Consider the following 25,440-nt stretch of genomic DNA (forward strand, 5'->3'; position numbering starts at 1 on the left):
GGCGGCTAGCCCGCCACGGCCGGCGCGCCGCCCAGTTCGATCAGGCAGTCTTCCAGCGACGGGATGGCGCAAGCCAGGGCCTCGACGGTGGCGGCGTCGACCTTGGACAGCGGCGGGATCTCGGCCAGCACGCGCACGTTGCCGAAGCGCTCGATGGCTTCCTTGTTGCCGGCCGACAGCGGCCCGCTCATGATCACGCCGAGCACGGCGATGCCGCGCCGCCTGAGCGCCTCCAGGCTGAGCAGGGTATGGTTGATGGTGCCCAGCCCGCTGCGCGCGGCCAGCACCACGGGCAGGTCCAGACGCGCGATCAGGTCGATCATCATGTGGGTGTCGTCGATCGGCACGTAAAGCCCGCCCGCGCCTTCCACGATGAGCGGGGCCTGGGTGGCGGGCGGGACGATGCTGGTGGCGTCGACCACGGCGTCTTCCAGCGTGGCCGCCGCCCACGGCGACAGGGGCGCCTGCAGCACGTAGGCGGGCAGATGCAGCCGCTCGGGCGGCAGCCCGGCCAGCTGGGCCACGGTTTCGGTATCGCCGGGTTCCTCGGAGACACCGGTCTGCACCGGCTTCCAGTAGTCGGCGTTCCAGGCGCGCGCCAGGATGGCCGACACCAGGGTCTTGCCGATGCCGGTGTCGGTGCCGGTCACGAATACCCCGGCGGGGCGTTGATCAGTTTTTTTCCACATGCCATAGGCCAGGTGATAGGTCACCGTGGCTCCTCTTCGATCGAATGCCGCCAGCACCCGCCGCAATCCGGCGGGGCTGAGCGGCTTGCTGCCGGGCGCCGGGCTGGTGGCGCCGATGCCCTTCAGGCCCTTCAGGAAATGCAGGCCGTCAGGATGATTATGTAGCAGCCGTTCGCCGCGCACGCCACCCGTCAGATTGCCCATGCCCGGACGGATGGCGTCCAGCGGCGGATAGGCCGGCGTGGCCGCGCTGAGCCCGGCCTCGCGATGGGCCGCGCGCCATTCCTGGAACGTGCCCGCAGCCAGGGTCGCCACCGCCAGGCGGCCGCCCGGAGCCAGCAGCGCGGCCAGCCGGCCCAGGCCGGCGTTCAGGTCGGAGAACCATTGCACCGCCAGGCTGGAGCAGATCAGGTCGTAGCCCCCGGGCAGCCCTTCGGGGCGCTCGCCGTCGAGCAACCGGTAGCGGACCGTGCCGGGCGGGGGCGGACGGCTTTGCGCGGCCGCCAGCATGCCGGGCGAGATGTCCGTCACGGTCCAGTCGGCCGGCCCGATGCGGCGCGCCAGCGCCCGGGTCAGCAGGCCGGTGCCGCAGCCGATCTCCAGGATGCGCGGATGGCGCGGCAGCGGCAGCAGCGCGATGTCGTCGGCCAGGCGTTCGGCCGTGATGCGCTGCACCGGCGCATGGTCTTCGTAACGGCGGGCGGCCGCGCCGAAGCGCGCCGCGACGGGGACGGCCGTCATGGCGCGCCCGCCGCGCGGGCGATGAAGGCGCGCAGCGCGTCGGCGCACCAGCGCGCGTCCGAGACCGGCAGCAGATGCCCGCCGCCTTCGCGCCAGCGCAGCTCGCAGCCGGGCGCGCCGGCGAAGGCCGCCTGCGTCATGGCGGCCGGCACGATGGGGTCCTGCGCGCCGGCCAGGACCAGCAGCGGCGCCGGCAGCGCGGCCAGGGCGGCGCGCCGGTCCTCGTCGCGCAGGGCCTGCAGATCGCGTTCGAGCGGCTCCAGCCGGGGCGGACCGAACGGCGCGTCCGCGCCGCAGCGCTGGCGGAAGTCGCGCAGCACGGCCTCGGGGTCCGCGGCCAGGCGCTTCTGCATGCGGTCCAGCATGCGGGGCGGCACGCCGGCCTCGAAGCCGGGTCCGGCGGCGAAGCGCGCAAAGCCGTTGATGGCCGCCAGCCCCAGGCAGCCGGGCGGCAGGCGGCGCAGCAGGCGCAGCGCGCCCAGCGAGTGGCCGATGGCGATGACCGGGCCGTCGACGGCGGGGTCTTCGGGCGCGCCGAAATAGCCGGCGTCGAAGGCCGCCTGCGGCCAGTCGCCAAGCTCGGCGCGCAGCGGCGTCCAGACCGAGGCGTCGAAGGCCCAGCCGTGGACGAACAGCAGGGTGGGGCGGCGCGTCACGCCAGCACCGCGGCGAAGCCGTCGATCAGGCGCGCCACGTCGGCGTCGCGGTGCGCGGCGCTCAGGGTCACGCGCAGCCGGCTGGTGCCGGCCGGCACGGTGGGCGGGCGGATCGCCACCGCCAGCAGGCCGCGCTGTTCCAGGGCCGACGCCATCCGCAGCGCGCGGGCCGCGTCGCCGACGATGGCCGGCACGATCTGGGTGGACGAGTCGCCGGTGTCCAGCCCCAGCGCCTGCAAAGACGCGCGCAGATGGTCGCCGGCGGCCGCCAGCCGGGCGCGTTCGGCGTCCAGCGTGGGCACCAGGTCCAGCGCCGCGTCCATGGCGCCCAGCACCGCGGGCGGCAGCGCCGTCGTGTAGATGAAGCCGGAGCAGGCGTTGACGAGGTAGTCGCACAGCGCGCGCGAACCGGCCACATAGGCGCCGAATCCGCCTAGCGCCTTGCTGAAGGTGCCCATGGCCAGATCGATCCGGCCCGGCGCCAGCCCGGCCAGCCCCATGCCGTTGGGGCCCAGCACGCCGGTGGCGTGGGCTTCGTCCAGGTAGACGAAGGCGTCGTAGCGGTCGGCCAGGTCGGCCAGGCGCGCCACGTCGGTCCGGTCGCCGTCCATGCTGAATACGCTTTCGGTGACGATGAAGCGGGTCACGGGCTTGTCCGCCGGGTTTGCGGCGCGCGCGGCCAGCAGGCTTTCCAGGTGCGCCAGGTCGTTGTGGCGGAAGCGGATCTGGCGCACGCCGGCGGCCTGGCAGCCGTGGTGCAGGCTGGCGTGGTTGAGCTTGTCGGCGTAGAGCTCGACCTCGCCCCGGCCGGTGGCCGCGCGCAGCAGGGCGGGCAGCACGGCGGCGTTGGCCTGCCAGCCCGAAGCCAGCAGCAGCGCGGCCTCGGTGCCTTTGAGGCGGGCGAGCTTGGCTTCGACTTGTTCGTGCAGGTCCAGATTGCCGCAGACCAGGCGCGAGGCCTGGGCGCCGGCGCCGTGGCGGGCCGCCCATTCGCGGGCGCGCTCGACCAGCAGCGGGTGGCGCGCCAGCCCCAGGTAGTCATTGCTGGAGAAGTTAAGCATGGGCGCGCCGCCCAGCAGCAGATGCCCGGGGGCGGCGGCGCCGGCCGTGCGCAGGCGGCGCCTGACCTGGCGCGTTTCGGCGCGCGCCAGCTCGGAGAAAAACAGCGTATCCAGTTTCGACATCGACCCGTCCTGCGGCGGCCGGGCGGACCGTGAGGTCGGCGCCAGGCCGTAGAATGCGGGCCATTGTAGTGGAGGTGATTCATGCACACGCCCGACTGGATGGCCCGGGGCCATCCCCACATCTGGCTGCCCTATGCCCAGATGAAGACGGCCACGCCGCCGCTGCCGGTGGTGCGCAGCCACGGCAGCCGGCTCGAACTGGCCGACGGCCGCAGCCTGATCGACGGCGTGGCGTCCTGGTGGACCGCCTGCCATGGCTATAACCATCCGCACATCGCCCAGGCGGTGCGGGCGCAGCTGGACGCGATGCCGCACGTGATGTTCGGCGGACTGACGCACGAACCGGCCCTGACGCTGGCGCGCCGCCTGGCCGCGCTGCTGGGGCCGGGCCTGGACCGCGTCTTCTATACGGACTCCGGCTCGGTGGCGGTGGAAGTGGCCATGAAGATGGCGCTGCAGTTCTGGCTCAACCAGGGCGAGCGCGGACGCACCCGCTTCCTGGCGTTTCGCGGCGGCTACCACGGCGACACCTTCGGCACCATGGCGGTGTGCGATCCGGAAGAGGGCATGCACAGCCTGTACCGCGGCATGCTGGCCGAGCACGATATCGTCGATCTGCCGCAAGGCGAGGCCGAGCTGGCCGCGCTCGAGGACCACCTGGAGCGCCACGCGCCGCGGCTGGCCGGCATCCTGGTCGAGCCGCTGGTGCAGGGCGCCGGCGGCATGCTGCTGCACGACCCGGAAGTCCTGCGGCGGCTGCGCCGCCTGGCCGACCGCCACGGCCTGCTGCTGATCTTCGACGAGATCTTCACCGGCTTCGGGCGCACCGGCTGCATGTTCGCGTTCGAGCAGGCCGGCATCCGGCCGGACATCCTGACCTTGTCCAAGGCCCTGACCGGCGGCACCCTGCCGCTGGCGGCCACCGTCGCCAGCAGCCGGGTGTTCGACGCCTTCTGGTCCGACGATCCTTCGCACGCGCTGATGCACGGCCCCACCTTCATGGGCAATGCGCTGGCCTGCGCGGCGGCCAACGCCTCGCTGGACCTGTTCGAGCGCGAGCCGCGCCTGGAACAGGCCCGCGCCATCTCCGAGGCCCTGGCGGCGGGACTGGCGCCGTGCCGCGACCTGCCCTGGGTGCGCGACGTGCGGGTGCTGGGCGCCATCGGGGTGGTGGAGCTGGACGGCATCGGCGACCGCGAGGCGCTCAAGCGGCGGCTGGTCGAGGCCGGCGTCTGGGTGCGGCCTTTCGGCAACGTGGTCTACCTGACTCCGGCGCTGACCATAGAAGAGGACGACCTTGCCGGCCTGATGCGGGCCGTGAACGAAGTGCTGGGGCGCCAGCGTCCCTGAGCCGGGCACCCCTAAGCCGGGCGCAACAAACCGCCAGGGGCGCCTTGATTCAGATCAAGGCAGGGCCGCCCGGCGCTGGGTACGATCGGCGCATGCGAGCCAAATCGATCTTTGCCGTCCCGGCGGGCCTGCCCCAGGCCGACCGCCAGTTGCGCCGCCATGCGCTGGTGCGCCTGTCGCTGGCGTGGCTGGCGATGATGCAGGTCATGATGTTCGCCTGGCCCGGCTACCTGCGCCACGACGGCATCCCGGCCGACGCGCTCGAGACGCTGGACTGGGCCATCGTGCTGATGAACTGGGCCAGCCTGGCGCTGACCGTGCCGGTGGTGCTGTATTCGGCCTGGCCCATCTGGCGCCTGGCCGGCGAGAACCTGCGGCGCGGCCGCGCCGGCATGGACGTGCCGGTGGCGCTGGGCATCGTCGCCGCCTTCATTCCCAGCGTCCACGCCACCTACACCGGGCGCGGCGAGGTGTATTTCGATTCGGTCACGATGTTCGTGGCCTTCCTGCTGACCGCGCGCTATCTCGAACTGTGCGCCCGCCAGTCCTTCGGCGGCGCCGCAGGCGGGGCGCGCCACGAGCGCATCGAGGCCGAGCGGCTGGCGCTGGGCGCGCGCGCCGACCGGCTGGCCTCGCGCTTCGTCATGGTCCAGGTGGCGCTGGCGCTGGCCGCGGCCGCCGTCTGGGCCTATATCGACGCCGCCCACAGCATCCCCGTGATGGTGGCGCTGCTGGTGATGAGCTGCCCCTGCGCCATGTCGATGGCGGTGCCCACCGCCATGGCCTCGGCCCATTCGGCGCTGGCCGCCGACCCCGCCATGCCCGACGCCGCGCTGGACGCGCTGCTGGCCGAGGCGCGCAAGAAGGCCCGCCAGAACCTGCATGGCTCGGTGGTCTGGCACCTGCTGATGACGCCGCTGGCCGTGGTCGGCTGGGTCACGCCCTGGCTGGCCGCCATCACCATGCTGGTGTCGTCGCTGGCGGTGGCCTACAACTCCTGGCGCCTGTGCCGCCGCGACTGGTCCGGCGCGCCGCCGTCGGCCGCGCTCGAGGCCGCGCCGTGACCATCCTCTATCTGCTGCTGCCGCTGTCGCTGCTGTTCGTGCTGGCCATCGGCGTGTCGCTCTGGTGGGCCGTGTTCAACGGCCAGTACGACGACACCGACGAAGCCGGCAGCGCCATTCTGCGCGACGACGACAGCGGGCCCGCCGGACGGGGCTGAAGCCCCCATGCCCGCCGCGCCAGCCATAGATCTGTTGCGCAACCTGCTTGTTCCCCCGTACTGCCGACAGGGTTTGATTCATATCAACGTCCGTTTGGCCGCCAACCGCCATCATGGCAACTTGGATCTAATTGTTTCTCTTTAGGGGAAGGTGATGAACGATTGCGCCGCAATCGCAAACAAGGCCGATACCTTCAACTACCGGATCGTGAGGCAGTTCGCGCTCATGACGGTGGTCTGGGGCATCGTCGGCATGGCCGTGGGCGTATTTATCGCCGCGCAGCTCATCTGGCCGCAGCTGAATTTCGACACGGCGTGGCTGTCCTACGGCCGCCTGCGCCCGCTGCACACCAACGCGGTCATCTTCGCATTCGGCGGCAGCGCGCTGTTCGCAACGTCGTATTACGTCGTGCAGCGCACCTGCCAGGCCCGCCTGTTCTGTGGCCCGCTGGCCGCGTTCACGTTCTGGGGCTGGCAGATCGTCATCGTCGCCGCCGCCATCACCTTGCCCATGGGCTTCACCAGCAGCAAGGAATACGCCGAACTGGAATGGCCGATCGACATCCTGATCACGCTGGTGTGGGTGGCCTACGCCATCGTGTTCTTCGGCACCATCGTCAAGCGCCGCTCCAAGCACATCTACGTGGCCAACTGGTTCTTCGGCTCGTACATCCTGACGATCGCCATCCTGCACATCTTCAATAACATCGAGATGCCGGTTTCGATGTGGAAGTCCTACTCGGCCTACGCCGGGGTGCAGGACGCGATGGTGCAGTGGTGGTACGGCCACAACGCGGTGGGCTTCTTCCTGACCACCAGCTTCCTGGGCATGATGTACTACTTCGTGCCCAAGCAGGCCGGGCGTCCCATCTATTCCTACCGCCTGTCCATCGTCCACTTCTGGGCGCTGGCCTTCACGTACATGTGGGCGGGCCCGCACCACCTGCTGTACACCTCGCTGCCCGACTGGACCCAGTCGCTGGGCATGACCTTCTCGCTGATCCTGCTGGCGCCGTCCTGGGGCGGCATGATCAACGGCATCATGACCCTGCAGGGCGCCTGGTACAAGCTGCGCACCGATCCGATCCTGAAGTTCATGGTCACGGCGCTGTCGTTCTACGGCATGTCGACCTTCGAAGGCTCGATGATGTCGATCCGCACCGTCAACGCGCTGTCGCACTACACGGACTGGACCATCGGCCACGTGCACTCCGGCGCGCTGGGCTGGGTCGCCATGATCAGCTTCGGCTCGCTGTACTACCTGGTTCCGCGCCTGTACGGCCGCGAGAAGATGTACAGCGTCAAGGCCATCGAACTGCACTTCTGGATCGCGACCATCGGCGTGGTGCTGTACATCGCCTCCATGTGGATCGCCGGCGTGCAGCAGGGCCTGATGTGGCGCGATACCGCCGCCGACGGCACCCTGGTGTACAGCTTCGTCGAAGAGCTGAAGACGCGGGTTCCGTATTACCTGATCCGCCTGCTGGGTGGCACGCTGTTCCTGTCGGGTGTGTTCGTCATGGCCTGGAACGTGTGGATGACGGTGCGCGGCGCGCGCCCGGTCAACCCCGCCATTCCGCTGGACGATCCCCATGGCGCGCGTCCGTCGGTCGCCCCGACCGCCGTGCCGGCCACCGTTTGACGAGGACATCATGGCCAACAAGCAACGCGGCTTCTTTTCCCACGAGACGCTCGAGAAGAACATCGGCTGGATGATCATCGCCAGCATCCTGGTGGTGTCCTTCGCGGGCCTCGTACAGATCATCCCGCTGTTCTTCCAGCACAGCACGACCCAGGCGGTCGCCGGCGTCGAGCCCTACAGCCCGCTGCGGCTGATGGGCCGCGACATCTACATCCGCGAAGGCTGCGTGGGCTGTCACTCGCAGCAGGTGCGGGTGCTGGCCGCCGAGGTGCAGCGCTACGGCTCGTACTCCATCGCGGCCGAATCGGTCTTCGACCGTCCGTTCCTGTGGGGCTCCAAGCGCACCGGTCCCGACCTGGCGCGCGTGGGCGAACGCTACTCGGACGACTGGCACCGCATCCACCTGCGCGATCCGCGCAAGGTGGTGCCGGAATCCAACATGCCGGCCTATCCGTGGCTGGAGAAAACCGTCATCACCGGCGCCGACGTGGACCAGCGCATGCGCGCCCTGCGCAAGCTGGGCGTGCCCTACACGGACGAGGAAATCGCCGCGGCGCCCAAGGCCATCGAAGGCAAGACCGAGGAAGACGCGCTGGTCGCCTACCTGCAGGGCCTGGGCGTCGGCGTGCGCAAGGCCAGGCAGGCCGAAGCCGCCGAGGCGGCCAAGCGGGCGGCCCAGCCGCCCCAGCCCGCCGCTCAGCCCGTCCAACCCGCCGCGCCGGCCGCAACGGGAGAATGACCATGCTGGGCTACCTGAGCGCAATCGTCACCGCCATCTCGATGGCAACCTTTTTTGGCATCGTCTGGTGGGCCTGCTCGCGCGGCCGCCAGGGCGCCAACCGCGAATCGGCCATGCTGCCGTTCGCACTGCCCGATGAATTCGGGCCGGGACAACATGATGGAGCGAATCGGTCATGAGCGATTTCGTTAATGGCTTTTGGGGGTATTTCATCTCGATCATCGCCCTGGGCGGCGTGATCTGGTGCATCTGGCTGCTCTACACCCAGCGCCGCTGGCTCGGCACCAAGCCGGTCGCCGGCCAGGTCGAAGACACGGGCCACGTCTGGGATGGCGACCTGACCGAACTGAACAATCCGGTGCCCCGCTGGTGGACCTGGATGTACCTGCTGATGTGCCTGTTCGCGCTGGGCTACCTGTTCTTCATGCCCGGCCTGGGCGAGTACAAGGGCCAGCTGGGCTACAGCAGCACCGGCGAGGTCGCGCAGCAGCAGGCCAGGATGGCCGAAGCCGTGCGCCCGATCTACGCGCGCTTCGAGACCATGGACATTCCGCAGATCTCGCAGGATGCGGGCGCGCGCGAAATCGGCCAGCGCCTGTTCCTGAACACCTGCGCGCAATGCCACGGCTCCGACGCCAAGGGCGGGCCCAGCTTCCCCAACCTGGCCGACGGCGACTGGCTGCACGGCGGCTCGCCGGAAGCCATCATGCAGACCATCACCAAGGGCCGCGTCGGCATCATGCCGCCCTGGAAGGGCACCATCGACCCCAAGACCGCCGGCGACATCGCCCAGTACGTGCGTTCGCTGTCGGGCCTGACCGCCGATCCGGTGCGGGTGTTCCGCGGCAAGCGCGAGTTCGCCAACTTCTGTGTCGCCTGCCACGGCGTGGACGGCAAGGGCAACCAGGCGCTGGGCGCGCCCAACCTGACGGACGACGTCTGGCTCTACGGCGGTTCCGAGGCCACCATCGTCAAGACCATCCTGGACGGCCGCGACAACCGCATGCCGGCCCACGAAGAGATCCTCTCGCCGGAGCAGATCAAGATCCTGACGGCATGGGTCTGGGGCTTGTCCAACAAGCCCGGCGCCGAGTCCGTGGCGTCCAACGAGGCGGCGAAATAAGGGCAGGGGGCGGGCGATCCCCGCCCCCCTATCACTGACTTAAAGCACGGAGCAGCATATGGAAGATGGGTCAACCGCAAGCGTCGGCGGCAATTCGCCTGGCGGTGACCCGCCACCCTGGCGGCCCCACACGAGGCCGCCGCGTCCCGGCCAGGAAACCCTGGAACAGACGCTGGCGGACGTGCGCAGCAAGATCTACCCGCGGTCGGTCAGCGGCATTTTCGCGCGCTGGCGGATCGCCTTCGTGTTTCTCACGCAGATCATTTTCTACGGCCTGCCCTGGCTGCAGTGGAACGGGCGCCAGGCGGTGCTGTTCGACCTGGGCGCGCGCAAGTTCTACCTGTTCGGCCTGGTGCTGTGGCCGCAGGACGTGGTCTACCTGGCAGTGCTGCTGGTCATTTCGGCGCTGGCGCTGTTCCTGTTCACGGCCGTGGCCGGGCGGCTCTTCTGCGGCTACGCCTGCCCGCAGACCGTCTATACCGAAATCTTCATGTGGATCGAACGCAAGGTCGAAGGCGACCGCGTCGCGCGCATCCGCCTGGACGAATCGCCCTGGAGCTGGCGCAAGGCCCGCCTGAAACTGACCAAGCATTTCCTGTGGATCGCCGTGGCCTGGTGGACCGGCTCCACCTTCATCGGCTATTTCGCGCCCATCCGCGAACTGGGCCACGAGCTGTTCACGCTGCAGCTGGGGCCCTGGCAGTGGTTCTGGATGCTGTTCTACGGCTTCGCCACCTGGGGCAACGCCGGCTTCATGCGCGAATCGGTGTGCAAATACATGTGCCCCTACGCGCGCTTCCAGAGCGTGATGGTGGACCCCGACACCTTCGTGGTCACCTACGACAAGGTCCGCGGCGAGCCGCGCGGCGGACGCTCGCGCAAGATCGACCACAAGGCGGCCGGCATGGGCGATTGCGTCGATTGCAGCCTGTGCGTGCAGGTCTGCCCCACCGGCATCGATATCCGCGACGGCCTGCAGTACATGTGCATCGGCTGTGGGGCCTGTATCGACGCCTGCGAACAGGTCATGGACAAGATGCAGTACGAGCCGGGCCTGATCCGCTACACCTCCGAGCGCGCCATGCTCGACGGCCTGTCCACCAAGAGCGCGCGTTCGCATCTGCTGCGCCCGCGCGTGCTGATCTACGGCGCGCTGATCCTGGCGCTCGCCATCGCCTTCGTGGCCTCGCTGGCCATGCGCAATCCGCTGCGCGTCGACATCATTCGCGACCGCGGCGCGCTGGGGCGCGAAGTGGCGGGCGGCCAGATCGAGAACGTCTACCGCCTGCAGATCATCAACACCTCCGACCAGCCCATGCGCTTGCGCCTGAGCGCCGAGGGCATGCCCGGCCTGACCGTGATGGCCGGCCAGCAGGGCGCCGATACCGTCGACGTCGAAGCCGCGGCCAACAAGCTGGTGCCGATGGTGATCCGCGCGCCCGCCGGCGCCGAGCCCGGCGCCCACCCCATCACACTGCGCGCGCGCGGCCAGGACGGCGAGCAGCGCGCCATCGAAACCGACGAAGCCGCCAGCTTCTACGTTCCCGAGTAAGCACAGAACAGGATATGTCCATGAACGCAGCCCAGCCCGCGCAGCCCGCCAAACCCTGGTACCGTGAACCCTGGCCCTGGATACTGATGGCCGGGCCGTTCCTGGCCATGATCGGGTGTTTCATCACCATCTATCTGGCCTACACGAATTTCAGCAACCAGCCGATCCAGGAAGGCGTGGTCAAGCGCGGCCTGGTCGTCGAACAGACCGCGCCGAACGCCAATCCGTAGAACGGGAGTGCACTGATGGGCTTGAGATCGTTGATGTGGATACTGTGGCCGTCGTTCCTGGCCGCCGCCGCCTGTAGCGTGCTGGTCTTCGCGTTGATCGACCCGCTGGACGTGGCGATTTTCGGCCACGTCCCGACCGGGCGCGTGGGCTTCTACACCATCTCGTTCTTCGTATTGTGGGTGATGGCCGGGCTGTCCAGCACGCTGACGGCCTATCTCATGCCCAAGCCCGAGGAAGACGAGGACCTCTAGCGAGGGCCTAGGCCTTCCTGACGAATTCCGACTTCAGGCTCATGGGGCCGAAGCCGTCGATCTTGCAATCGATGTCGTGGTCGCCGTCGACCAGGCGGATGCCCTTGACCTTGGTGCCCATCTTGATCACGCCGCCCGAGCCTTTCAGCTTCAGGTCCTTGATGACCGTGACGGTGTCGCCGTCCTGCAGCACGTTGCCGGCCGAGTCGCGGTAGACGCGGGCCTGCTCGGCGGCGTCGCCCGCCTGCGCCGACCATTCGTGCGCGCATTCCGGGCAGATGTAAAGGCCGCCGTCTTCATAGGTGAATTCGGACCGGCATTGCGGACAGGCGGGCAGGGTGCTCACGGGCAAATCTCTCTGGTAAAAGGCGCTATCGCGCAACCCGCAAGTATACGGCGCGGCGGCCTCAAAGGTCCGGGTCGCCGTGCAGCAGGCCGACGAAATGCCGGGCCGCCGCGCTCAGCGGCCGGTCGCGCGGCACGATGCTGCCGAAGGCCGTCAGGCGGTGGCGGATGCGGTAGGGCAGGATGGCGAGCAGCCCGTGTGCGGCATAGCGGCCGGCCACCGATTCCGGAATCACGCCCAGCATCGAAGACTTCATCGCCAGGTTGGTGGTGGTCAGGATCGACGCCGATTCGATCAGGTCCCGCGGCGGCGCGGCGTCGTGCGCGCGGAATTCCTGCTCCATCACGTCGCGCATCGGGCTGCCGTGCGGCTGCAGCACCCACGGATATTCCATCATGGCCGCGAAGTCCACGCGCTTGCGCGCGGCCAGCGGGTGGTCCACCGCGGCGATCACCGACAAGGCCTCGTCGCCGATCGGGCGGAAAACGTAATGGCGTTCCGGCAGCGTCAGCATGCGGCCGATCACCACGTCCAGCTTGCCCTCGGTCATGCGGCCGATCAGCAGGTCGCTGGTGCCGGTGGAGATCTCCACCGCCAGCAGCGGATAGGTCTGCTTCAGGCGCAGCAGCGCATCGGTCAGCGGCCCCGGCGAGGCCGCCATGATGCTGCCGATGAAGAGCTTGCCGGTGCTGCCCAGCCGTACCTCTTCCAGCTCGCGCGCCAGCGACGCCACCGTGCCGCGCATGCCGCGGAAGTACTCCATGACGCACTCGCCGGCGGCGGTCAGCGCCAGCCCGCGGCCGACCCGCCCGAACAGCGGCTGGCCGATGGCCAGCTCCAGTTCGTGCAGCATCTTGCTGGCCGCCGACTGCGTCATGTTGAGCTGGGCGGCGGCCGCGCGCAGCGTGCCGCGCTCCTCGATCGCCAGCAGCAGGACGATCTGGCGCATGCGCAGCCGCGACAGCAGCGCAGGGACGGAAATCGTACGTTCCATGATTGATCGCCTCTGGTGAACGGTTGGTGCAAAAGTTTCATTTTACGGAAACTAAGCTTGTTTCTAAGATGGAGCCACAAAAACAGTAATGACCGCTAGGCGGCAAACCAGCTACCCAAGGAGACAACCATGAAGACTCGGCTATACGCAGCCATGGCGGCAGGGGCCTTGTGCCTGTCGGCCCTGGCCCCCCTGCAGGCGCTTGCCGGCGACTGGCCCAGCAAGCCCCTGCGGCTGCTGGTGGGCTCGGCGCCGGGCGGCGGCACCGACGCGATGGCGCGGGCCGTGGGCGACGAGCTCGGCCCGCTGCTCAAGCAGACGGTGGTGGTTGAAAACAAGCCGGGCGCGTCCAACACGCTGGCGGCCGACCAGGTCGCCAAGTCCGGCGATCCGCACACCATGGTGATGGGCGTCTCCACCGCGCACGCCATCGCGCCGCACCTGCTCAAGCTCGGCTACGACAACGACCGCGACCTCGTGCCGGTGGTGTTCGTGGGCGCCGTGCCCAATATCCTGGTGGTCAACAACGACCTGCCGGCCAAGTCGGTGTCGGAGCTGATCGCGCTGCTCAAGGGCAAGCCGGGCGCCTACAACTTCGCCAGCAGCGGCGCGGGCAGCACCCAGCACATCGCGGCCGAACTGTTCCAGGACGCCGCCGGCGTGAAGATGGTGCACATCCCCTACCGCGGCAGCGGCCCCGCGCTGGTGGACCTGATCGGCGGGCAGGTGCAGGTGGCCTTCGAAACGGCGTCGTCCGTCATCCCGCACATCAAGACCGGCAAGGTGCGTCCGCTGGCCGTGCTCAGCAAGCAGCGCAACCCGCAGATTCCCGACGTGCCCACGATGGAGCAGGCCGGCCTGCCGGGGGTGGAAATGAGCGCGTGGTACGGCATCTACATGCCCAGCGTCACGCCCTCCGCCGTCCAGACGCAGGTGCACGACCTGGTCAACCAGGTCCTGGCGCTGCCGGCCACCCAGAAACGCCTGCAGGCGATCGGCGCCGACCTCAACCCGATGAGCCAGGAGCAGTTCGCGCAGTTTCACAAGGCCGAGAACCAGCGCTACGCCGCCATCATCAAGAAAAACAATATTTCCGTGGAATGAGTCCCGAACCATGACGACTACGCAGCACAAACCCGTCATCGCCCTGACCCTGGGCGACCCCGCCGGCATCGGCCCCGAACTGATCGCCCGCCTGCTGGCCAGGCCCGAAGCCTGCCAGCACGCCAACATCGTGCTGGCGGGCGACGCCTGGCTGTGGCGCGAAGGCCAGCGCGTGGCCGGGGTGCAGGTGCGCACCCAGCCGGTGCCGGGCTTCGAGGCGCTGCGCGACCGCCCCGACAGCACGGTTCCGGCCTGGCTGGAGATGGATACGGTGCGACAGGACGAAGTGCGCGTCGGCCTGGCCCAGCCGGCTGGCGGCGCCTCCGTGCTGTGCGTGCTCGACGCCTGTATGGACGCCGCGCAGGACGGCCACATCGACGCCATCTGCTTCGCGCCGCTGAACAAGTACGCGATGAAGCTGGGCGGCATGGCCCACAACGACGAGCTGCACCATTTCGCGAAATACCTGGGCGTGACCGGCTACTTCTGCGAGTTCAACACCCTGGGCGATCTCTGGACCTCGCGCGTGTCCTCGCACATTCCGCTCAAGGACGCGGCCGCCGCGCTCAGCGTCGACGGCATCAAGGACGCGGCGCGGCTGATCCACCGCTCGCTGCAGGCCAACGGCGTGGCGCAGCCGCGGGTGGCGGTGGCGGCGTTCAACCCGCATGGCGGCGACGGCGGCACCTGCGGACGCGAGGAAATCGACATCATCGCGCCGGCCGTGCGCCAGCTGAACGACGAAGGCCTGCCGGTGCGCGGCCCGTTCCCGGCCGACACCATCTTCCTGAAAGCCCAGGCGGGCGAGTTCGACGCCATCGTCACCATGTACCACGACCAGGGCCAGATTGCGCTCAAGCTGCTGGGGTTCTCGCGCGGGGTGACGGTGCAGGGCGGCCTGCCCATTCCCATCACCACGCCCGCCCACGGCACCGCCTACGACATCGCGGGCCAGGGCCGCGCCGACCTGGACGCCACCTGGCAGGCCTTTCTGATCGCATGCCGCATGGGCGCGTCGCACCGCGCCTCGCGCCTGGCGGCGGCCTGAGGCCCGCTTCTTCCCATCTTCTGCACGCAGGTAAGCTCCCATGAAAATCAAATCCGTCCGCGCTCGCGTCTACGAATGGACCGGCAAGACCGTTCCGCCCCAGGGCAACTTCTGCTCCAACGCCATGGACCTGCTGTATTCGCCGCAGGAAACCATGAGCACCTTCCGTTTCCACGGCTGGACCGTGGTCGAAGTCGAGACCGACGACGGCATCGTCGGCCTGGGCAACGTGGCGCTGGCCCCGCGCGTGGCCAAGGCCATCATCGACCAGTACCTGGCGCCGCTGGTGATCGGCCAGGACCCCTGGGACTACGAATACCTGTGGCAGCGCATGTACCGCGCCACCCACGCCTGGGGCCGCAAGGGCGTGACCATGGCCGCCATCTCGGGCGTGGACCTGGCCATTTGGGACATCCTGGGCAAGTCGGTGGGCAAGCCGGTCTTCAAGCTGCTGGGCGGGCGCACCAAGGAAAAGATCCCGGTCTACTACTCCAAGCTCTACCGCACCGACCTGGACGCCATGCAGCAGGAAGCCCAGACCTACCTGGACCAGGGCTTCACCGCCTTCAAGATGCGCTTCGGCTACGGCCCGGCGCATCTGCAGAAGGGCGTGGTCGAGAACCTGAAATCGGTGGAGGCGGTGCGCGAAGTGATCGGCTACGACACCGACCTGATGCTGGAATGCTATATGGGCTGGAACCTGGAATACGCCAAGCGCATGCTTCCCAAGCTCGAACGCTTCGAGCCGCGTTGGCTGGAAGAGCCGGTCATCGCCGACGACATCGACGGCTATGCCGAGCTGAACCAGCTGAGCTCGATCCCGATCTCCGGCGGCGAGCACGAGTTTTCGCTGTACGGGTTCAAGCAGCTGCTGGACCGCAAGGCGGTGTCGGTGGTGCAGTACGACACCAACCGGGTGGGCGGCATCACGGCGGCGCACAAGATCAACGCGCTGTGCGAGGCCTACAGCGTGCCGGTCATTCCCCACGCCGGCCAGATGCACAACTATCATCTGACCATGAGCACGCTGGCCTCGCCCATGAGCGAGTACTTCCCCATGTTCGACGTGGAAGTCGGCAACGAACTGTTCTACTACATCTTCGACGGCGAGCCGGTGGCCGAACGGGGCTTCATCGACCTGGACGACGACCGGCCCGGCCTGGGCCTGTCCCTGAAGACCGAATACCTCGACAGTTTCAACATCATCGAATAAGGCGCCATGACCCTCTCCAAGACGCCGCGCTACCGCGGCATATTCCCCGTCGTCCCCACGCCTTTCACCGAGTCCGGCGAGCTCGACCTGCCCAGCCAGAAGCGGGCGGTGGACTTCATCATCGATTCGGGCGTGGACGGTCTTTGCATCCTGGCCAACTTCTCCGAACAGTTCGTGCTGTCCGACGAGGAGCGCGAGATTCTGACCCGCACGATCCTGGAGCACGTCGCCGGCCGCGTCCCGGTCATCGTGACCACGACCCACTTCAGCACCCAGGTCTGCGCCGCGCGCAGCCGGCGCGCGCAGGAGCAGGGCGCGGCGATGCTGATGATCATGCCGCCGTACCACGGCGCCACGATCCGGGTGTCCGAAGAGCAGGTGCACGGCTTCTTCCAGCGCGTGTCCGACGCGGTGGACATTCCCATCATGATCCAGGACGCGCCGGTCGCGGGCACGCCGCTTCCGGCCGCGACGCTGGCGCGCATGGCGCGCGAGATCGAGCAGGTGTCGTACTTCAAGATCGAGACGGCGGGCGCCGCCACCAAGCTGCGCGACCTGATCGAACTGGGCGGCGCGGCGATCGAAGGCCCCTGGGACGGCGAGGAAGCCATCACCCTGCTGCCCGACCTGGACGCCGGCGCCACCGGCTCCATGACCGGCGGCGCCTTCGCCGACGGCCTGCGGCCCATCATCGAGGCGCACCGGGCCGGACGCCGCGACGAGGCCTACCGCCTGTACGAGCGCTGGCTGCCGCTGATCAACTACGAAAACCGCCAGGGCGGCATCCTGACCGCCAAGGCGCTGATGAAGGCCGGCGGCGTGATCGATTGCGACGCGCCACGCCACCCGTTCCCCGCGATGCGGCCGGAAGTCAGGCAGGGGCTGCTGGAGACCGCCCGGCGTCTGGATCCGCTGGTGTTGCGCTGGGGGAGGTAAGAGGAAGGGCGGCTGGGGCTGCCTGATGGGTTTCGCGCGCTGCATGGCTGAGTTCTTGCGCAGGGATTCTCGCGCTGCACCCATCCTACGGTCCCCCCATCGTAGGATGGGTGCAGCGCGAGACATCCGGGATAAAAAATCAAATATCGAACGCGCGAAACCCATCAGGCGGCCCAGCCGCCACCTCCCCCATTTCCAAAACAGACTGTTCCGCCACCTCGAACAAGCCGCGCCGGCGTGGCGAGTAAAATCCCTGGCTGTCTATCAAGTCGGGGGGCGCGTGTGCAGCCGGTCATTTCAGTCCAGGACCTAACCAAGCGGTACGCATCGGGATTCCAGGCGCTCAAGAACGTGAACCTGGATATCCAGCGCGGCGAAATCTTCGCCTTGCTGGGGCCGAACGGCGCGGGCAAGACGACGCTGATCAGCATCATCTGCGGCATCGTCAATCCCACTTCCGGCACCGTGCTGGCCGATGGCCACGACATCGTGCGCGATTTCCGCGCGGCGCGCGCCAAGATCGGGCTGGTGCCGCAGGAAATCTCCACCGACGCGTTCGAGAGCGTCTGGAACACCGTCAACTTCAGCCGGGGCCTGTTCGGCAAGCCGACCGACCACGCCTACGTCGAGAAAGTGCTGCGCGACCTGTCGCTGTGGGACAAGAAAGACAGCCGCATCATGGCGCTGTCGGGCGGGATGAAGCGCCGCGTCATGATCGCCAAGGCGCTGTCGCACGAGCCCGCCATCCTGTTCCTGGACGAACCCACCGCCGGGGTCGACGTCGAGCTGCGCCGCGGCATGTGGGAAATGGTGCGGCGCCTGCGCGAAAGCGGCGTCACCATCATCCTGACCACGCACTACATCGAGGAAGCCCAGGAAATGGCCGACCGGATCGGCGTGATCCGCAAGGGCGAGATCATCCTGGTCGAGGAAAAGCACGCCCTGATGAAGAAGCTGGGCAAGCGCCAGCTGGCCCTGACGCTGAAGGCGGCGCTGCCCGGCATCCCCACGGCGCTCGACGGCTTCCAGCTGGACCTGTCGGCCGACGGCCACACGCTGGTCTATACCTACGATAACCAGGGCGGCGGCGAGATTTCGCGGCTGCTGCACGAGCTGGGCAGGCTGGAGATCGAATTCACCGACCTGAATTCATCGGAAAGCTCGCTCGAGGATATCTTTGTCAGCCTGGTGCACGGTCAATCATGAACTTCTACGCCATCCGCGCTATCTACCTGTTCGAAATGGCACGCGCGTGGCGCACGCTGATGCAAAGCGTGCTGTCGCCCGTGATCTCCACCTCGCTGTACTTCGTGGTGTTCGGCTCGGCCATCGGCTCGCACATGGTCGAGATCGACGGCGTGAGCTACGGGGCCTTCATCGTGCCCGGCATGATCATGCTGTCGCTGCTGACGCAAAGCATCGCCAACGCGTCATTCGGCATCTACATGCCGCGCTTTTCGGGCACCATCTACGAGATCCACTCGGCGCCCATCTCGTACGTGGAAATCGTCATGGGCTACGTCGGGGCGGCGGCCAGCAAGTCCATCATCCTGGGGCTCATCATGCTGGCCACGGCGCGGCTGTTCGTCGACTTCGACGTGGTCCACCCGTTCTGGATGCTGGCCTTCCTGGTGCTCACGTCCGTCACCTTCAGCCTGTTCGGCTTCATCATCGGGATCTGGGCCGACGGCTTCGAGAAGCTGCAGATCATCCCGCTCATGATCATCACGCCGCTGACCTTTTTGGGCGGCACCTTCTATTCCATCAAGATGCTGCCGCCGTTCTGGCAGGCCGTCACGCTGTTCAACCCCGTGGTCTACCTGGTCAGCGCGTTCCGCTGGGCGTTCTACGGCGCGGCCGACGTGAGCGTCGGCGTCAGCGTGGGCATGACGCTGGTGTTCCTGCTGGCCTGTCTGCTGGGCGTGCGCTGGATCTTCAAGACCGGCTACCGGCTCAAGACCTGATCAGGCCGCCGCGGTGGGCGCGGCGCGCGCCATGCCGTCGAAGGCGTCGAGCAGACGTTCGCGCCAGGCATGGACCGGATCGTCCGCGGCCAGCAGGTCCAGCGCGCTGGTGCAGCGCGCCCACATGAACATGCCGAACACGGCGTAGTCGGCATAGGCGGGCCGTTCGCCGGCCAGATAGGGCTGCCGGGCCAGCGTCTGGCGCAGGGGCAGCAGGGCGGCGCGCAGCGCGGCGATCTGCGCTTCGTAGCCGGCCGGCAGGTCTTCCAGCCTGCCGAAGCGCTTTTCGCGCGTGGCGCGGAAGTAGTCCTTGTCCTTCTCGTGGATCAGCCCGTGGATGCTGGGCAGGAGCAGGCGCGCCAGCGTCGGCACCAGCGTGCTGTCGGCCCAGGAATTGGCGAACAGGCTCAAGGCCCGGCCGGCCGGGCCGCCGAACAGCGATGGGCGGTCGGCATAGGCGTCTTCGAGATAACAGGCGATCTGCCAGGAGTCGCTGACCACGTGGCCGCCGTCCACCAGCACCGGCACCAGCTTCTGGCCGGAAAAATCGATGGCTTCCTTCTCGGTGAAGCGCCACGGCACGGTCTGGGCCGACAGGCCCTTGTGGGCCAGCGCCATGCGCGTCTTCCAGCAATGCGGGCTGAACCGCAGCGACGGGTCGGCGCCCGCCAGGTCATAGAGAGTGAGGTCCGGGGTCAAGATGTCGCGCTCCGCTAAGACGGGTCTGGGGAATTAGAGGATAAGGCCAAAACGGGAAAAGCGGGCTTGCCCTGTTGCTCCGGACAGGTCAGCGCTTGAACAGTTCTTCGACCATGAAGTCGATGAATACACGCAGCTTCGGAGCCAGATTCTTGCTCGACGGCCACAGCAGCCGGAAGGCGCCCTGGTGCTCGATGTGCGCATCCAGCACGGTGACCAGTTCGCCCCGCTCGATGGCTGGGCGCAGCATGTAGTCCGGCAAGCAAGCGATGCCGAGGCCGGCGAGCGCCACTTCCATCAGCGCCGCCGACGTGTTGCAGACCATCGAGACCGGCAGCCTCGCTTCCGCGGCGCCTTTCGCGCGCTTGAGCGGCCAGGATTCGAGCTTTCCCGTACTGGGGAATTTGTGTTGCAGGCAGGCGTGGTGGATCAGGTCGGCGGGAACCTCGGGCGTCCCGCGCCTCGCCAGGTAGTCCGGCGAGGCGACCAGCTGCAGTCGGTAATTGCCCAGGGGCCGGGACATGAGGCGCGAGTCGGTCGGTTCGCCGGTACGCATCACCACGTCGAAACTTTCCTCGACGCTGGTAGCGGCGATTCCGCTAACCGCCGCCACGCAAGACGCGCGCCGTCGCCCGCTGCTGCTTGCCGCCATTGCCGGTTTCTTCATCGCCAATACCGTCACCACGCTATCCAGCAGTTATGTCCTGACGATGGTGGCGCGCTTCCTCGCGGGTGTGTCGGCCGGCCTGTTGTGGGCGCTGCTGGCGGGCTATGCCGCGCGCATGGTGCCCGAGCACCAGAAGGGCCGGGCCATCGCCAAGACCGCAGGAGACGCGGCCGACGTGGCGCAGTCGATGCTGGTCACGGCCTGGAACATGGCGATCGCGGGCGGCGGCATCGTCGGTGGCGTGCTGCTGGACCGGCTGGGTGTCGTGGCCTTCTCACCCGCGTTGCTGGTGCTGCTGGCCGCCACCCTGGTCGTGGTGCGCGCCGCCAGGCAGCACGGTTTTCCAGCGGCGCGAGGATAAGACGCGATGGCGTTCCCGCATGTGCGTTGCTTCCTGGGGGGGCCTACGACAAAAAAAACGCCACGCGCCCGAAGGCGGGTGGCGTTTGCCGCGGCGGGGGCAGCGGCGGCGTCAGCGGGCGGGCGCGCCCTTGGTCATGTTCATGACGCGCTGCTTGAGCTGCGGGTCCTGCTGCACGGCCTGGCCGATGCCGTTGAATTCCTCGACGCTCAGGCCGTCGGCGCGGACCAGCTGCACCATCTTGGCGTCCGCTTCCTGGACGACCTTCTGCTTGGCTTCGTCGGTCTTGGCGGCGTCGACCTTGGGACGGTATTCGTCCACGACGCCGGAGATTTTCTGCGAGGCCGACGCGTAGCGCTGCAATTGCTGCTCGGTCGGCTGGATCGCGGGCGGGGGCGCCATCTGCTGCTGGGCCTGGGCTTGGGGCTGGGCGGCCTGCTGGGCAAAGGCGGGGGCACCGGACAGCGCCGCCGCCAGCAGCACGGCGGGCAGGACTCCCCACGCCGCGCGCGCCTTGCGCGCTTGCTGCCCCGCGGCAATATGGAATGCATTAGTGGAACGCTGCATGAAACCTCCATGTTCCGGTTGAATGTCCGACCATGATGGCAACCGGCCCGGCCCAGGGGCAAGTTTCGCGATGTGTTTTCCTGTGTCGGCAGGCCACCGCGGGCGCGCGGCGCGCGGCAGGGCGGCCCCGGGGGCGGGGCGGAAACGTTTTGCGCGTTTTCGTAGTCGCTGCTGGCCGCGATGTTTCCGGGCGCAATCAGGCCGCGTACCAGAGCACGGCGAAGAAATGGCAGACGGTGCCGGCCAGCACGAACAGGTGCCAGACGAAATGGCTGTAGCGCCAGCGGTTGTCGAGCACGAAGAAGGCCACGCCGCCGGTATAGGCCAGGCCGCCGGCCACCAGCCACCACAGGCCGCCGGTGGGCACTTTCTCGATGAGCGGATTGACGGCGATGAGCACCAGCCAGCCCATCGCCAGGTACAGTCCGGTGGACAGGGCGGGGCGGTTGAGCCGCTTGCTGGCCTTCAGGCCCACGCCCAGCAGGGCCATGCCCCACACCAGGCCGAACAGCGTCCAGCCCCACGGGCCGCGCAGCGCGCCCAGGGCGAATGGCGTGTACGTGCCGGCGATCAGCAGGTAGATGGCCGAATGGTCCAGCAGGTTGAAGAACTCCTTGGCGCGGCAGCGCGGCAGCGCATGGTATATGGTGGAGGCCAGGTACAGCAGGCACATCGACGCGGCGAATACCGCGGCCCCCACGATGAAGGCGGCGTCGCCCTGGCGCACGGCCGCGACGATCAGGATGGGCGCCGAGGCCACCGCGCCGGCCGCGCCGACGCCGTGGCTGATGGCGTTGGCGATTTCTTCGCCTAGGGTCTGGGGTCTGTCGTCGGGAAACATGAATGCGTCTCGGTTGGGCAAGCCTCCACCATAGGCGCTTTGCGACGCCGTCTCAAGACCGCCGCAAGGCGGATGCGGCGCAGATTTGATCTGGTGCAAGCCGGCGCTTGCCGCGGGGTCCGGGAGACCGCGCTGGCGCAGTTACCATACGATACATTCTCCAGGGGCTGACTGACCGAGGTTCGGATGGCGCGCAGTTTCACCAGTCTGATATTCAAGACCGCCAAGCGGCTCGGCCGGCTGCAGCGCGCCGCGTTGCTGGCGGCCGCGCCCAAGGCCGCCAGGCGGGCGGCCGTGCGCCGCAAGCCGGCGAAACCGGCCGCCAAACCCGCCGCCAAGGCCGCGGCGGCGGCGTCCGCCGGCCTGGGAGCCGGGCGCTGGGAGGCCTCCCGCCAGTACACCGACGGTTCCGGCCGGCGCCTCGCCTTCGCGCGCTATACGCCGGTTTCCGCGCCGCGTACCGGCATGCCGCTGGTGGTGATGCTGCATGGCTGCCGCCAGACCAGCCTGGCGTTCGCGCGCGGCTCGCGCATGAACCAATGGGCCGATGCCGGCGGTTTCATGGTGCTGTATCCGCAGCAGTCGCTGGCGCGCCAGGTGCAGCGCTGCTGGCGCTGGTTCCAGCCGGACGACGCGCACGGCGGGGCCGAGGCCGACCTGATCGCTGGCCTGATCCGCTCGGAAGCGGCCCGCTTCGGGGTGGACCCGGAGCGCATCTACATCGCCGGCCTGTCGGCGGGCGCGGGCATGGCCGCGCTGGTGGCGCTGCGGCATCCGCGCCTGATCGCCGCGGTGGCCATGCATTCGGGGCCGGTGGCCGGCGACGCCCATAGCGCGGCCGGCGGCCTGGCCGCCATGCGGCGCGGCAGCGTCAAGCCGCTCGCGCCGCTACTGGAAAACATCGCGGACCCGGCCGTTTTCCGGCTGGGCATGCCCGCGCTGATCCTGCATGGCCATCTGGACCCGGCGGTGGCGCCGCGCAATGCGCGCCAGTTGTTCGAGCAGTTCCGCGCGCTCAACGGCGTGCCGGCCGACGCCGCGCCGGTCGAGCGCGTGCTGGGGCTGGGCACCGAGCGGGCCTATCGCCGGCTGGACCTGCAGCGCGGGCGCAGCACCGTGCTGCGCCTGTGCGAGATCATCCGGCTGGAGCACGCCTGGAGCGGCGGAGACGGGTCCGTGCGCTACCACTCGGCCAACGGCCCCGATGCCTCGGCGCTGATCTGGCGCTTTTTCCGCACCCAGCGCCGCGTAGCCAGCTGAAGGGCTCAGGGCTGGGGCTTCTTGGCGGGATCGCCGCAGCCCTGCATGTCTCCCATCTTGGCCATGTTCTCGCGGATTTCGTCCGGCGTCAGGTCGAACTTGTGCGTGGCGATGGACCAGCGGTGGCCGTAAGGGTCCACCACCTGGCCATAGCGGTCGCCCCAGAACATGTCGGCCGCCGGCATGGTCACCTGGGCGCCGGCGGACACGGCCTGCTTGATGGCCGCGTCCACGTCTTCCACGTACAGGTGCAGCGTGACCGGCGTGCCCTTGAGGGCCTTGGGGCCCAGCGAGCCCCATTCGGGGAAGTCGTCCATCAGCATCAGCACCGAGTCGCCGATGCGCACGGCCGCGTGCATGACTTTGCCGTTGGGTCCGGCCAGCCGCGTGATTTCCTGGGCGTTGAACGCTTTCTTGAAAAAGTCGATGGCTTGCGCCGCGCCTTCGCACACGATGTGCGGGGTCAGCGTGTGCATGCCTTCGGGGATGGGCTTGCTTGCAGGGGTGTTCATGTGGATCTCCGATATTGGGTTCAGTCGCCGACCAGCGTGCGGAATCCCCCCCAGCACATCCGCTTGGTGTCGAACACGCCTTCGCAGCACATGTCCTTCAGGCGCGGATCGGCCATGACCTTGGCGTTGATGCGGTCCCGCTCGGCCCGGCTGGCGTACAGAATCCAGGCGAATACGACGGTCTCGCCTTCGCGCGCGCCGGCCGCGGCGGTGAACGAGCCGAAGCCTTCGCCGTCGATGTCGTCGGCCGCGCCTTCGCGGTAGTCCAGCGCGCCGTGCTCGAGCCAGATGGTCCGGGCCAGGCTAGACATCTTCTGGTAGGCGTCCAGGTTGGCCGTGGGCACGCTCAGTAGAAAGCCGTCTATGTACTTTTCCATGATGAACTCCTGGTGTTGTTCTGATGCGCCCGGCGGCCCCGCGAGCCGCCTCTGGGCACATGCCGGAGCGGGTTCCGGTGTATGTCACTGTATCGGGATCCGGCGCGCTTTCAGATAGGTAATTGCGACATTCTTGAGGGTGGATTGCGACAGCCGCCAGGCGTATGCTTTGCAGGATGAAAAACATCGCTTTCCTGCTGCCCCGCGGGGCCAACATCGCGTCCCTGGAAACCGCCCGGCACGGCTTCCTGGTCGCCAACGAATACCTGGCCGCGCACGGGCGCGAGCCCCGGTTCAAGGTATGCACGCTGGCCCTGACGCGCGAGGTCAGCCTGGACGACGGCCGCATCACCGTGCAGGCCGACATGGTGCTGGACGAGGCGGCGGACATCGACATCTGCATCGCGCCGCCGCTGCTGGGTTCGGTGTCGGACGCGGTGCTGTCGAACCGCGAGCTGATCGAATGGCTGGCGCGCCACCACCGCGCCGGCGGCGAGGCCGCCAGCCTGTGCATGGGCGCCGCGCTGCTGGCGGCCGGCGGCCTGCTCGACGGCCAGCAGGCGGTGGTGCACTGGGTCGCGCAGAACCTGTACGCCAGCATGTTTCCCAACGTGCGCTGGGTCAGCGACCGCGTGGTCATGGCCGACAATGGCATCTACACCAGCGGCGGCGCGTTCTCGGCCGCGCACCTGGTGCTGCACCTGATCGAGAAATACACCGACCGCGAAACCGCCATCTGGTGCGCCAAGTACTTCCAGCTGGACTGGAGCCGCCAGAGCCAGCTGCCTTTCTCGGTGTTCATGGGCCAGAAGGCGCACGCCGACGAGGTGGTGCGCGCGGTGCAGGACTACATCGAGGGCCGCTACACAGAGAAGATCACGGTCGAGGAACTGGCCGGCCGCCACGCGATGGGCCGGCGCACCCTGGAACGGCGCTTCCGCCAGGCCACCGGCAACAGCATCGTGGAATACCTGCAGCGGGTGAGGGTGGAAGCGGCCAAGAAACGGCTGGAGACCTCGCGCAAAAGCGTGGCCGAGGTCATGTACGAGGTCGGCTACAACGACACCAAGGCCTTTCGCGACATCTTCAGCAAGTACTGCGGCATGTCGCCGGTGGGTTACCGCGAGCGGTATCACTTCCAGTAGGATGGGTAGAGCGCGAGAGCCTTTAT

General features: G+C 68.2%; 30 protein-coding genes. 19 read left to right on the plus strand and 11 right to left on the minus strand.

Annotation, left to right across the window (positions count from 1 at the left end):
• Positions 1-5: 5 nt before the first annotated feature.
• From bioD to AC1IQ6_RS09795, 3 genes are read right to left on the minus strand one after another with little or no spacing between them, the layout of a single operon-like run.
• Positions 6-1,430, minus strand: coding sequence for a dethiobiotin synthase (gene bioD, locus AC1IQ6_RS09785; protein WP_485866238.1), 1,425 nt, complete (start codon positions 1,428-1,430; stop codon positions 6-8).
• The gene (locus tag AC1IQ6_RS09790) at positions 1,427-2,086 is read right to left on the minus strand and encodes an alpha/beta hydrolase (protein ID WP_209165211.1); all 660 of its coding nucleotides are present in this window, start codon (positions 2,084-2,086) and stop codon (positions 1,427-1,429) included. The genes bioD and AC1IQ6_RS09790 overlap by 4 nt, the downstream gene beginning before the upstream one ends.
• Positions 2,083-3,270, minus strand: a complete 1,188-nt coding sequence (locus AC1IQ6_RS09795) for an aminotransferase class I/II-fold pyridoxal phosphate-dependent enzyme (protein WP_111824684.1) — start codon at positions 3,268-3,270, stop codon at positions 2,083-2,085. The genes AC1IQ6_RS09790 and AC1IQ6_RS09795 overlap by 4 nt, the downstream gene beginning before the upstream one ends.
• Positions 3,271-3,351: 81 nt before the next feature.
• On the opposite strand from AC1IQ6_RS09795, the gene AC1IQ6_RS09800 reads away from it, so the two are divergent.
• From AC1IQ6_RS09800 to AC1IQ6_RS09845, 10 genes are all read left to right on the plus strand, one after another.
• Positions 3,352-4,620, plus strand: a complete 1,269-nt coding sequence (locus tag AC1IQ6_RS09800) for an adenosylmethionine--8-amino-7-oxononanoate transaminase (protein WP_485866239.1) — start codon at positions 3,352-3,354, stop codon at positions 4,618-4,620.
• 92 nt (positions 4,621-4,712) lie between these two features.
• Positions 4,713-5,684 carry a P-type ATPase actuator domain-containing protein gene (locus tag AC1IQ6_RS09805; protein ID WP_102772347.1) on the plus strand — a complete coding sequence of 324 codons (972 nt, stop codon included), beginning with the start codon at positions 4,713-4,715 and terminating at the stop codon, positions 5,682-5,684.
• Complete coding sequence (gene ccoS / locus AC1IQ6_RS09810; protein ID WP_102772346.1) at positions 5,681-5,842, plus strand: cbb3-type cytochrome oxidase assembly protein CcoS; 162 nt, start codon at positions 5,681-5,683, stop codon at positions 5,840-5,842. The genes AC1IQ6_RS09805 and ccoS overlap by 4 nt, the downstream gene beginning before the upstream one ends.
• A 154-nt stretch (positions 5,843-5,996) precedes the next feature.
• Entirely contained in the window at positions 5,997-7,484 is a 1,488-nt protein-coding gene (gene ccoN, locus AC1IQ6_RS09815) for a cytochrome-c oxidase, cbb3-type subunit I (protein WP_102772345.1), read from the plus strand.
• 10 nt (positions 7,485-7,494) lie between these two features.
• Positions 7,495-8,223, plus strand: coding sequence for a cytochrome-c oxidase, cbb3-type subunit II (gene ccoO, locus AC1IQ6_RS09820; protein WP_102772344.1), 729 nt, complete (start codon positions 7,495-7,497; stop codon positions 8,221-8,223).
• A 2-nt stretch (positions 8,224-8,225) separates the two neighbouring features.
• A complete protein-coding gene (locus tag AC1IQ6_RS09825; RefSeq protein ID WP_102772343.1) occupies positions 8,226-8,402 on the plus strand; it encodes a cbb3-type cytochrome oxidase subunit 3 in 177 nt (58 codons plus the stop codon).
• Positions 8,399-9,346, plus strand: a complete 948-nt coding sequence (gene ccoP, locus AC1IQ6_RS09830) for a cytochrome-c oxidase, cbb3-type subunit III (protein ID WP_102772342.1) — start codon at positions 8,399-8,401, stop codon at positions 9,344-9,346. The genes AC1IQ6_RS09825 and ccoP overlap by 4 nt, the downstream gene beginning before the upstream one ends.
• Before the next feature lie 58 nt (positions 9,347-9,404).
• Complete coding sequence (gene ccoG / locus AC1IQ6_RS09835) at positions 9,405-10,898, plus strand: cytochrome c oxidase accessory protein CcoG (RefSeq protein ID WP_102772341.1); 1,494 nt, start codon at positions 9,405-9,407, stop codon at positions 10,896-10,898.
• 20 nt (positions 10,899-10,918) lie between these two features.
• The gene (locus tag AC1IQ6_RS09840) at positions 10,919-11,128 is read left to right on the plus strand and encodes a FixH family protein (RefSeq protein WP_102772340.1); all 210 of its coding nucleotides are present in this window, start codon (positions 10,919-10,921) and stop codon (positions 11,126-11,128) included.
• A 15-nt stretch (positions 11,129-11,143) separates the two neighbouring features.
• Entirely contained in the window at positions 11,144-11,380 is a 237-nt protein-coding gene (locus AC1IQ6_RS09845; RefSeq protein WP_102772339.1) for a hypothetical protein, read from the plus strand.
• 7 nt (positions 11,381-11,387) lie between these two features.
• Here AC1IQ6_RS09845 and AC1IQ6_RS09850 read toward each other — a convergent pair whose 3' ends face one another.
• On the minus strand, positions 11,388-11,726 hold the full coding sequence (locus AC1IQ6_RS09850; protein ID WP_102772837.1) for a zinc ribbon domain-containing protein YjdM: 339 nt from the start codon (positions 11,724-11,726) through the stop codon (positions 11,388-11,390).
• Positions 11,727-11,787: 61 nt separating this feature from the next.
• On the minus strand, positions 11,788-12,720 hold the full coding sequence (locus AC1IQ6_RS09855; RefSeq protein ID WP_485866240.1) for a LysR family transcriptional regulator: 933 nt from the start codon (positions 12,718-12,720) through the stop codon (positions 11,788-11,790).
• 129 nt (positions 12,721-12,849) lie between these two features.
• Between AC1IQ6_RS09855 and AC1IQ6_RS09860 the strand changes: the two genes are divergently transcribed.
• The 6 genes from AC1IQ6_RS09860 to AC1IQ6_RS09885 all read left to right on the plus strand — a co-directional run bounded on the left by AC1IQ6_RS09860 (position 12,850) and on the right by AC1IQ6_RS09885 (position 18,985).
• A complete protein-coding gene (locus AC1IQ6_RS09860) occupies positions 12,850-13,824 on the plus strand; it encodes a Bug family tripartite tricarboxylate transporter substrate binding protein (protein WP_102772337.1) in 975 nt (324 codons plus the stop codon).
• 10 nt (positions 13,825-13,834) lie between these two features.
• Complete coding sequence (locus tag AC1IQ6_RS09865; protein WP_102772336.1) at positions 13,835-14,872, plus strand: 4-hydroxythreonine-4-phosphate dehydrogenase PdxA; 1,038 nt, start codon at positions 13,835-13,837, stop codon at positions 14,870-14,872.
• Positions 14,873-14,912: 40 nt separating this feature from the next.
• A complete protein-coding gene (locus AC1IQ6_RS09870; RefSeq protein ID WP_102772335.1) occupies positions 14,913-16,085 on the plus strand; it encodes an L-rhamnonate dehydratase in 1,173 nt (390 codons plus the stop codon).
• Between the two features lie 6 nt (positions 16,086-16,091).
• A complete protein-coding gene (locus tag AC1IQ6_RS09875; protein ID WP_102772334.1) occupies positions 16,092-17,021 on the plus strand; it encodes a dihydrodipicolinate synthase family protein in 930 nt (309 codons plus the stop codon).
• Between the two features lie 282 nt (positions 17,022-17,303).
• A complete protein-coding gene (locus tag AC1IQ6_RS09880) occupies positions 17,304-18,227 on the plus strand; it encodes an ABC transporter ATP-binding protein (protein ID WP_102772333.1) in 924 nt (307 codons plus the stop codon).
• Positions 18,224-18,985 (plus strand): ABC transporter permease, encoded by a 762-nt coding sequence (locus tag AC1IQ6_RS09885; RefSeq protein WP_111824689.1) that lies wholly within the window; start codon positions 18,224-18,226, stop codon positions 18,983-18,985. Before AC1IQ6_RS09880 ends, AC1IQ6_RS09885 begins: the two co-directional genes overlap by 4 nt.
• Here the strand turns inward: AC1IQ6_RS09885 and AC1IQ6_RS09890 are convergent, their stop codons facing one another.
• Together AC1IQ6_RS09890 and AC1IQ6_RS09895 are read right to left on the minus strand one after the other, a co-directional pair.
• Complete coding sequence (locus AC1IQ6_RS09890; RefSeq protein WP_479731448.1) at positions 18,986-19,684, minus strand: glutathione S-transferase family protein; 699 nt, start codon at positions 19,682-19,684, stop codon at positions 18,986-18,988.
• Between the two features lie 88 nt (positions 19,685-19,772).
• The gene (locus AC1IQ6_RS09895; RefSeq protein ID WP_485866241.1) at positions 19,773-20,207 is read right to left on the minus strand and encodes a LysR substrate-binding domain-containing protein; all 435 of its coding nucleotides are present in this window, start codon (positions 20,205-20,207) and stop codon (positions 19,773-19,775) included.
• Between AC1IQ6_RS09895 and AC1IQ6_RS09900 the strand changes: the two genes are divergently transcribed.
• The gene (locus AC1IQ6_RS09900; protein WP_485866242.1) at positions 20,206-20,712 is read left to right on the plus strand and encodes an MFS transporter; all 507 of its coding nucleotides are present in this window, start codon (positions 20,206-20,208) and stop codon (positions 20,710-20,712) included. The two genes, AC1IQ6_RS09895 and AC1IQ6_RS09900, sit on opposite strands and share 2 nt — an antisense overlap.
• 111 nt (positions 20,713-20,823) lie before the next feature.
• Here AC1IQ6_RS09900 and AC1IQ6_RS09905 read toward each other — a convergent pair whose 3' ends face one another.
• Positions 20,824-21,279, minus strand: coding sequence for a DUF4168 domain-containing protein (locus AC1IQ6_RS09905; protein WP_485866243.1), 456 nt, complete (start codon positions 21,277-21,279; stop codon positions 20,824-20,826).
• 196 nt (positions 21,280-21,475) lie between these two features.
• Complete coding sequence (gene trhA, locus AC1IQ6_RS09910) at positions 21,476-22,120, minus strand: PAQR family membrane homeostasis protein TrhA (protein WP_102772327.1); 645 nt, start codon at positions 22,118-22,120, stop codon at positions 21,476-21,478.
• 186 nt (positions 22,121-22,306) lie between these two features.
• Between trhA and AC1IQ6_RS09915 the strand changes: the two genes are divergently transcribed.
• A complete protein-coding gene (locus tag AC1IQ6_RS09915; protein WP_479731451.1) occupies positions 22,307-23,380 on the plus strand; it encodes an extracellular catalytic domain type 1 short-chain-length polyhydroxyalkanoate depolymerase in 1,074 nt (357 codons plus the stop codon).
• 5 nt (positions 23,381-23,385) lie between these two features.
• Here the strand turns inward: AC1IQ6_RS09915 and AC1IQ6_RS09920 are convergent, their stop codons facing one another.
• Both AC1IQ6_RS09920 and AC1IQ6_RS09925 read right to left on the minus strand, forming a co-directional pair.
• Complete coding sequence (locus AC1IQ6_RS09920) at positions 23,386-23,892, minus strand: VOC family protein (RefSeq protein ID WP_479731452.1); 507 nt, start codon at positions 23,890-23,892, stop codon at positions 23,386-23,388.
• A gap of 20 nt (positions 23,893-23,912) precedes the next feature.
• Entirely contained in the window at positions 23,913-24,269 is a 357-nt protein-coding gene (locus AC1IQ6_RS09925; protein ID WP_102772324.1) for a DUF1428 domain-containing protein, read from the minus strand.
• A gap of 164 nt (positions 24,270-24,433) precedes the next feature.
• On the opposite strand from AC1IQ6_RS09925, the gene AC1IQ6_RS09930 reads away from it, so the two are divergent.
• On the plus strand, positions 24,434-25,414 hold the full coding sequence (locus tag AC1IQ6_RS09930) for a GlxA family transcriptional regulator (protein WP_102772323.1): 981 nt from the start codon (positions 24,434-24,436) through the stop codon (positions 25,412-25,414).
• Positions 25,415-25,440: the final 26 nt, after the last annotated feature.

This window comes from Achromobacter sp. MUI-25009338 (assembly GCF_057359325.1).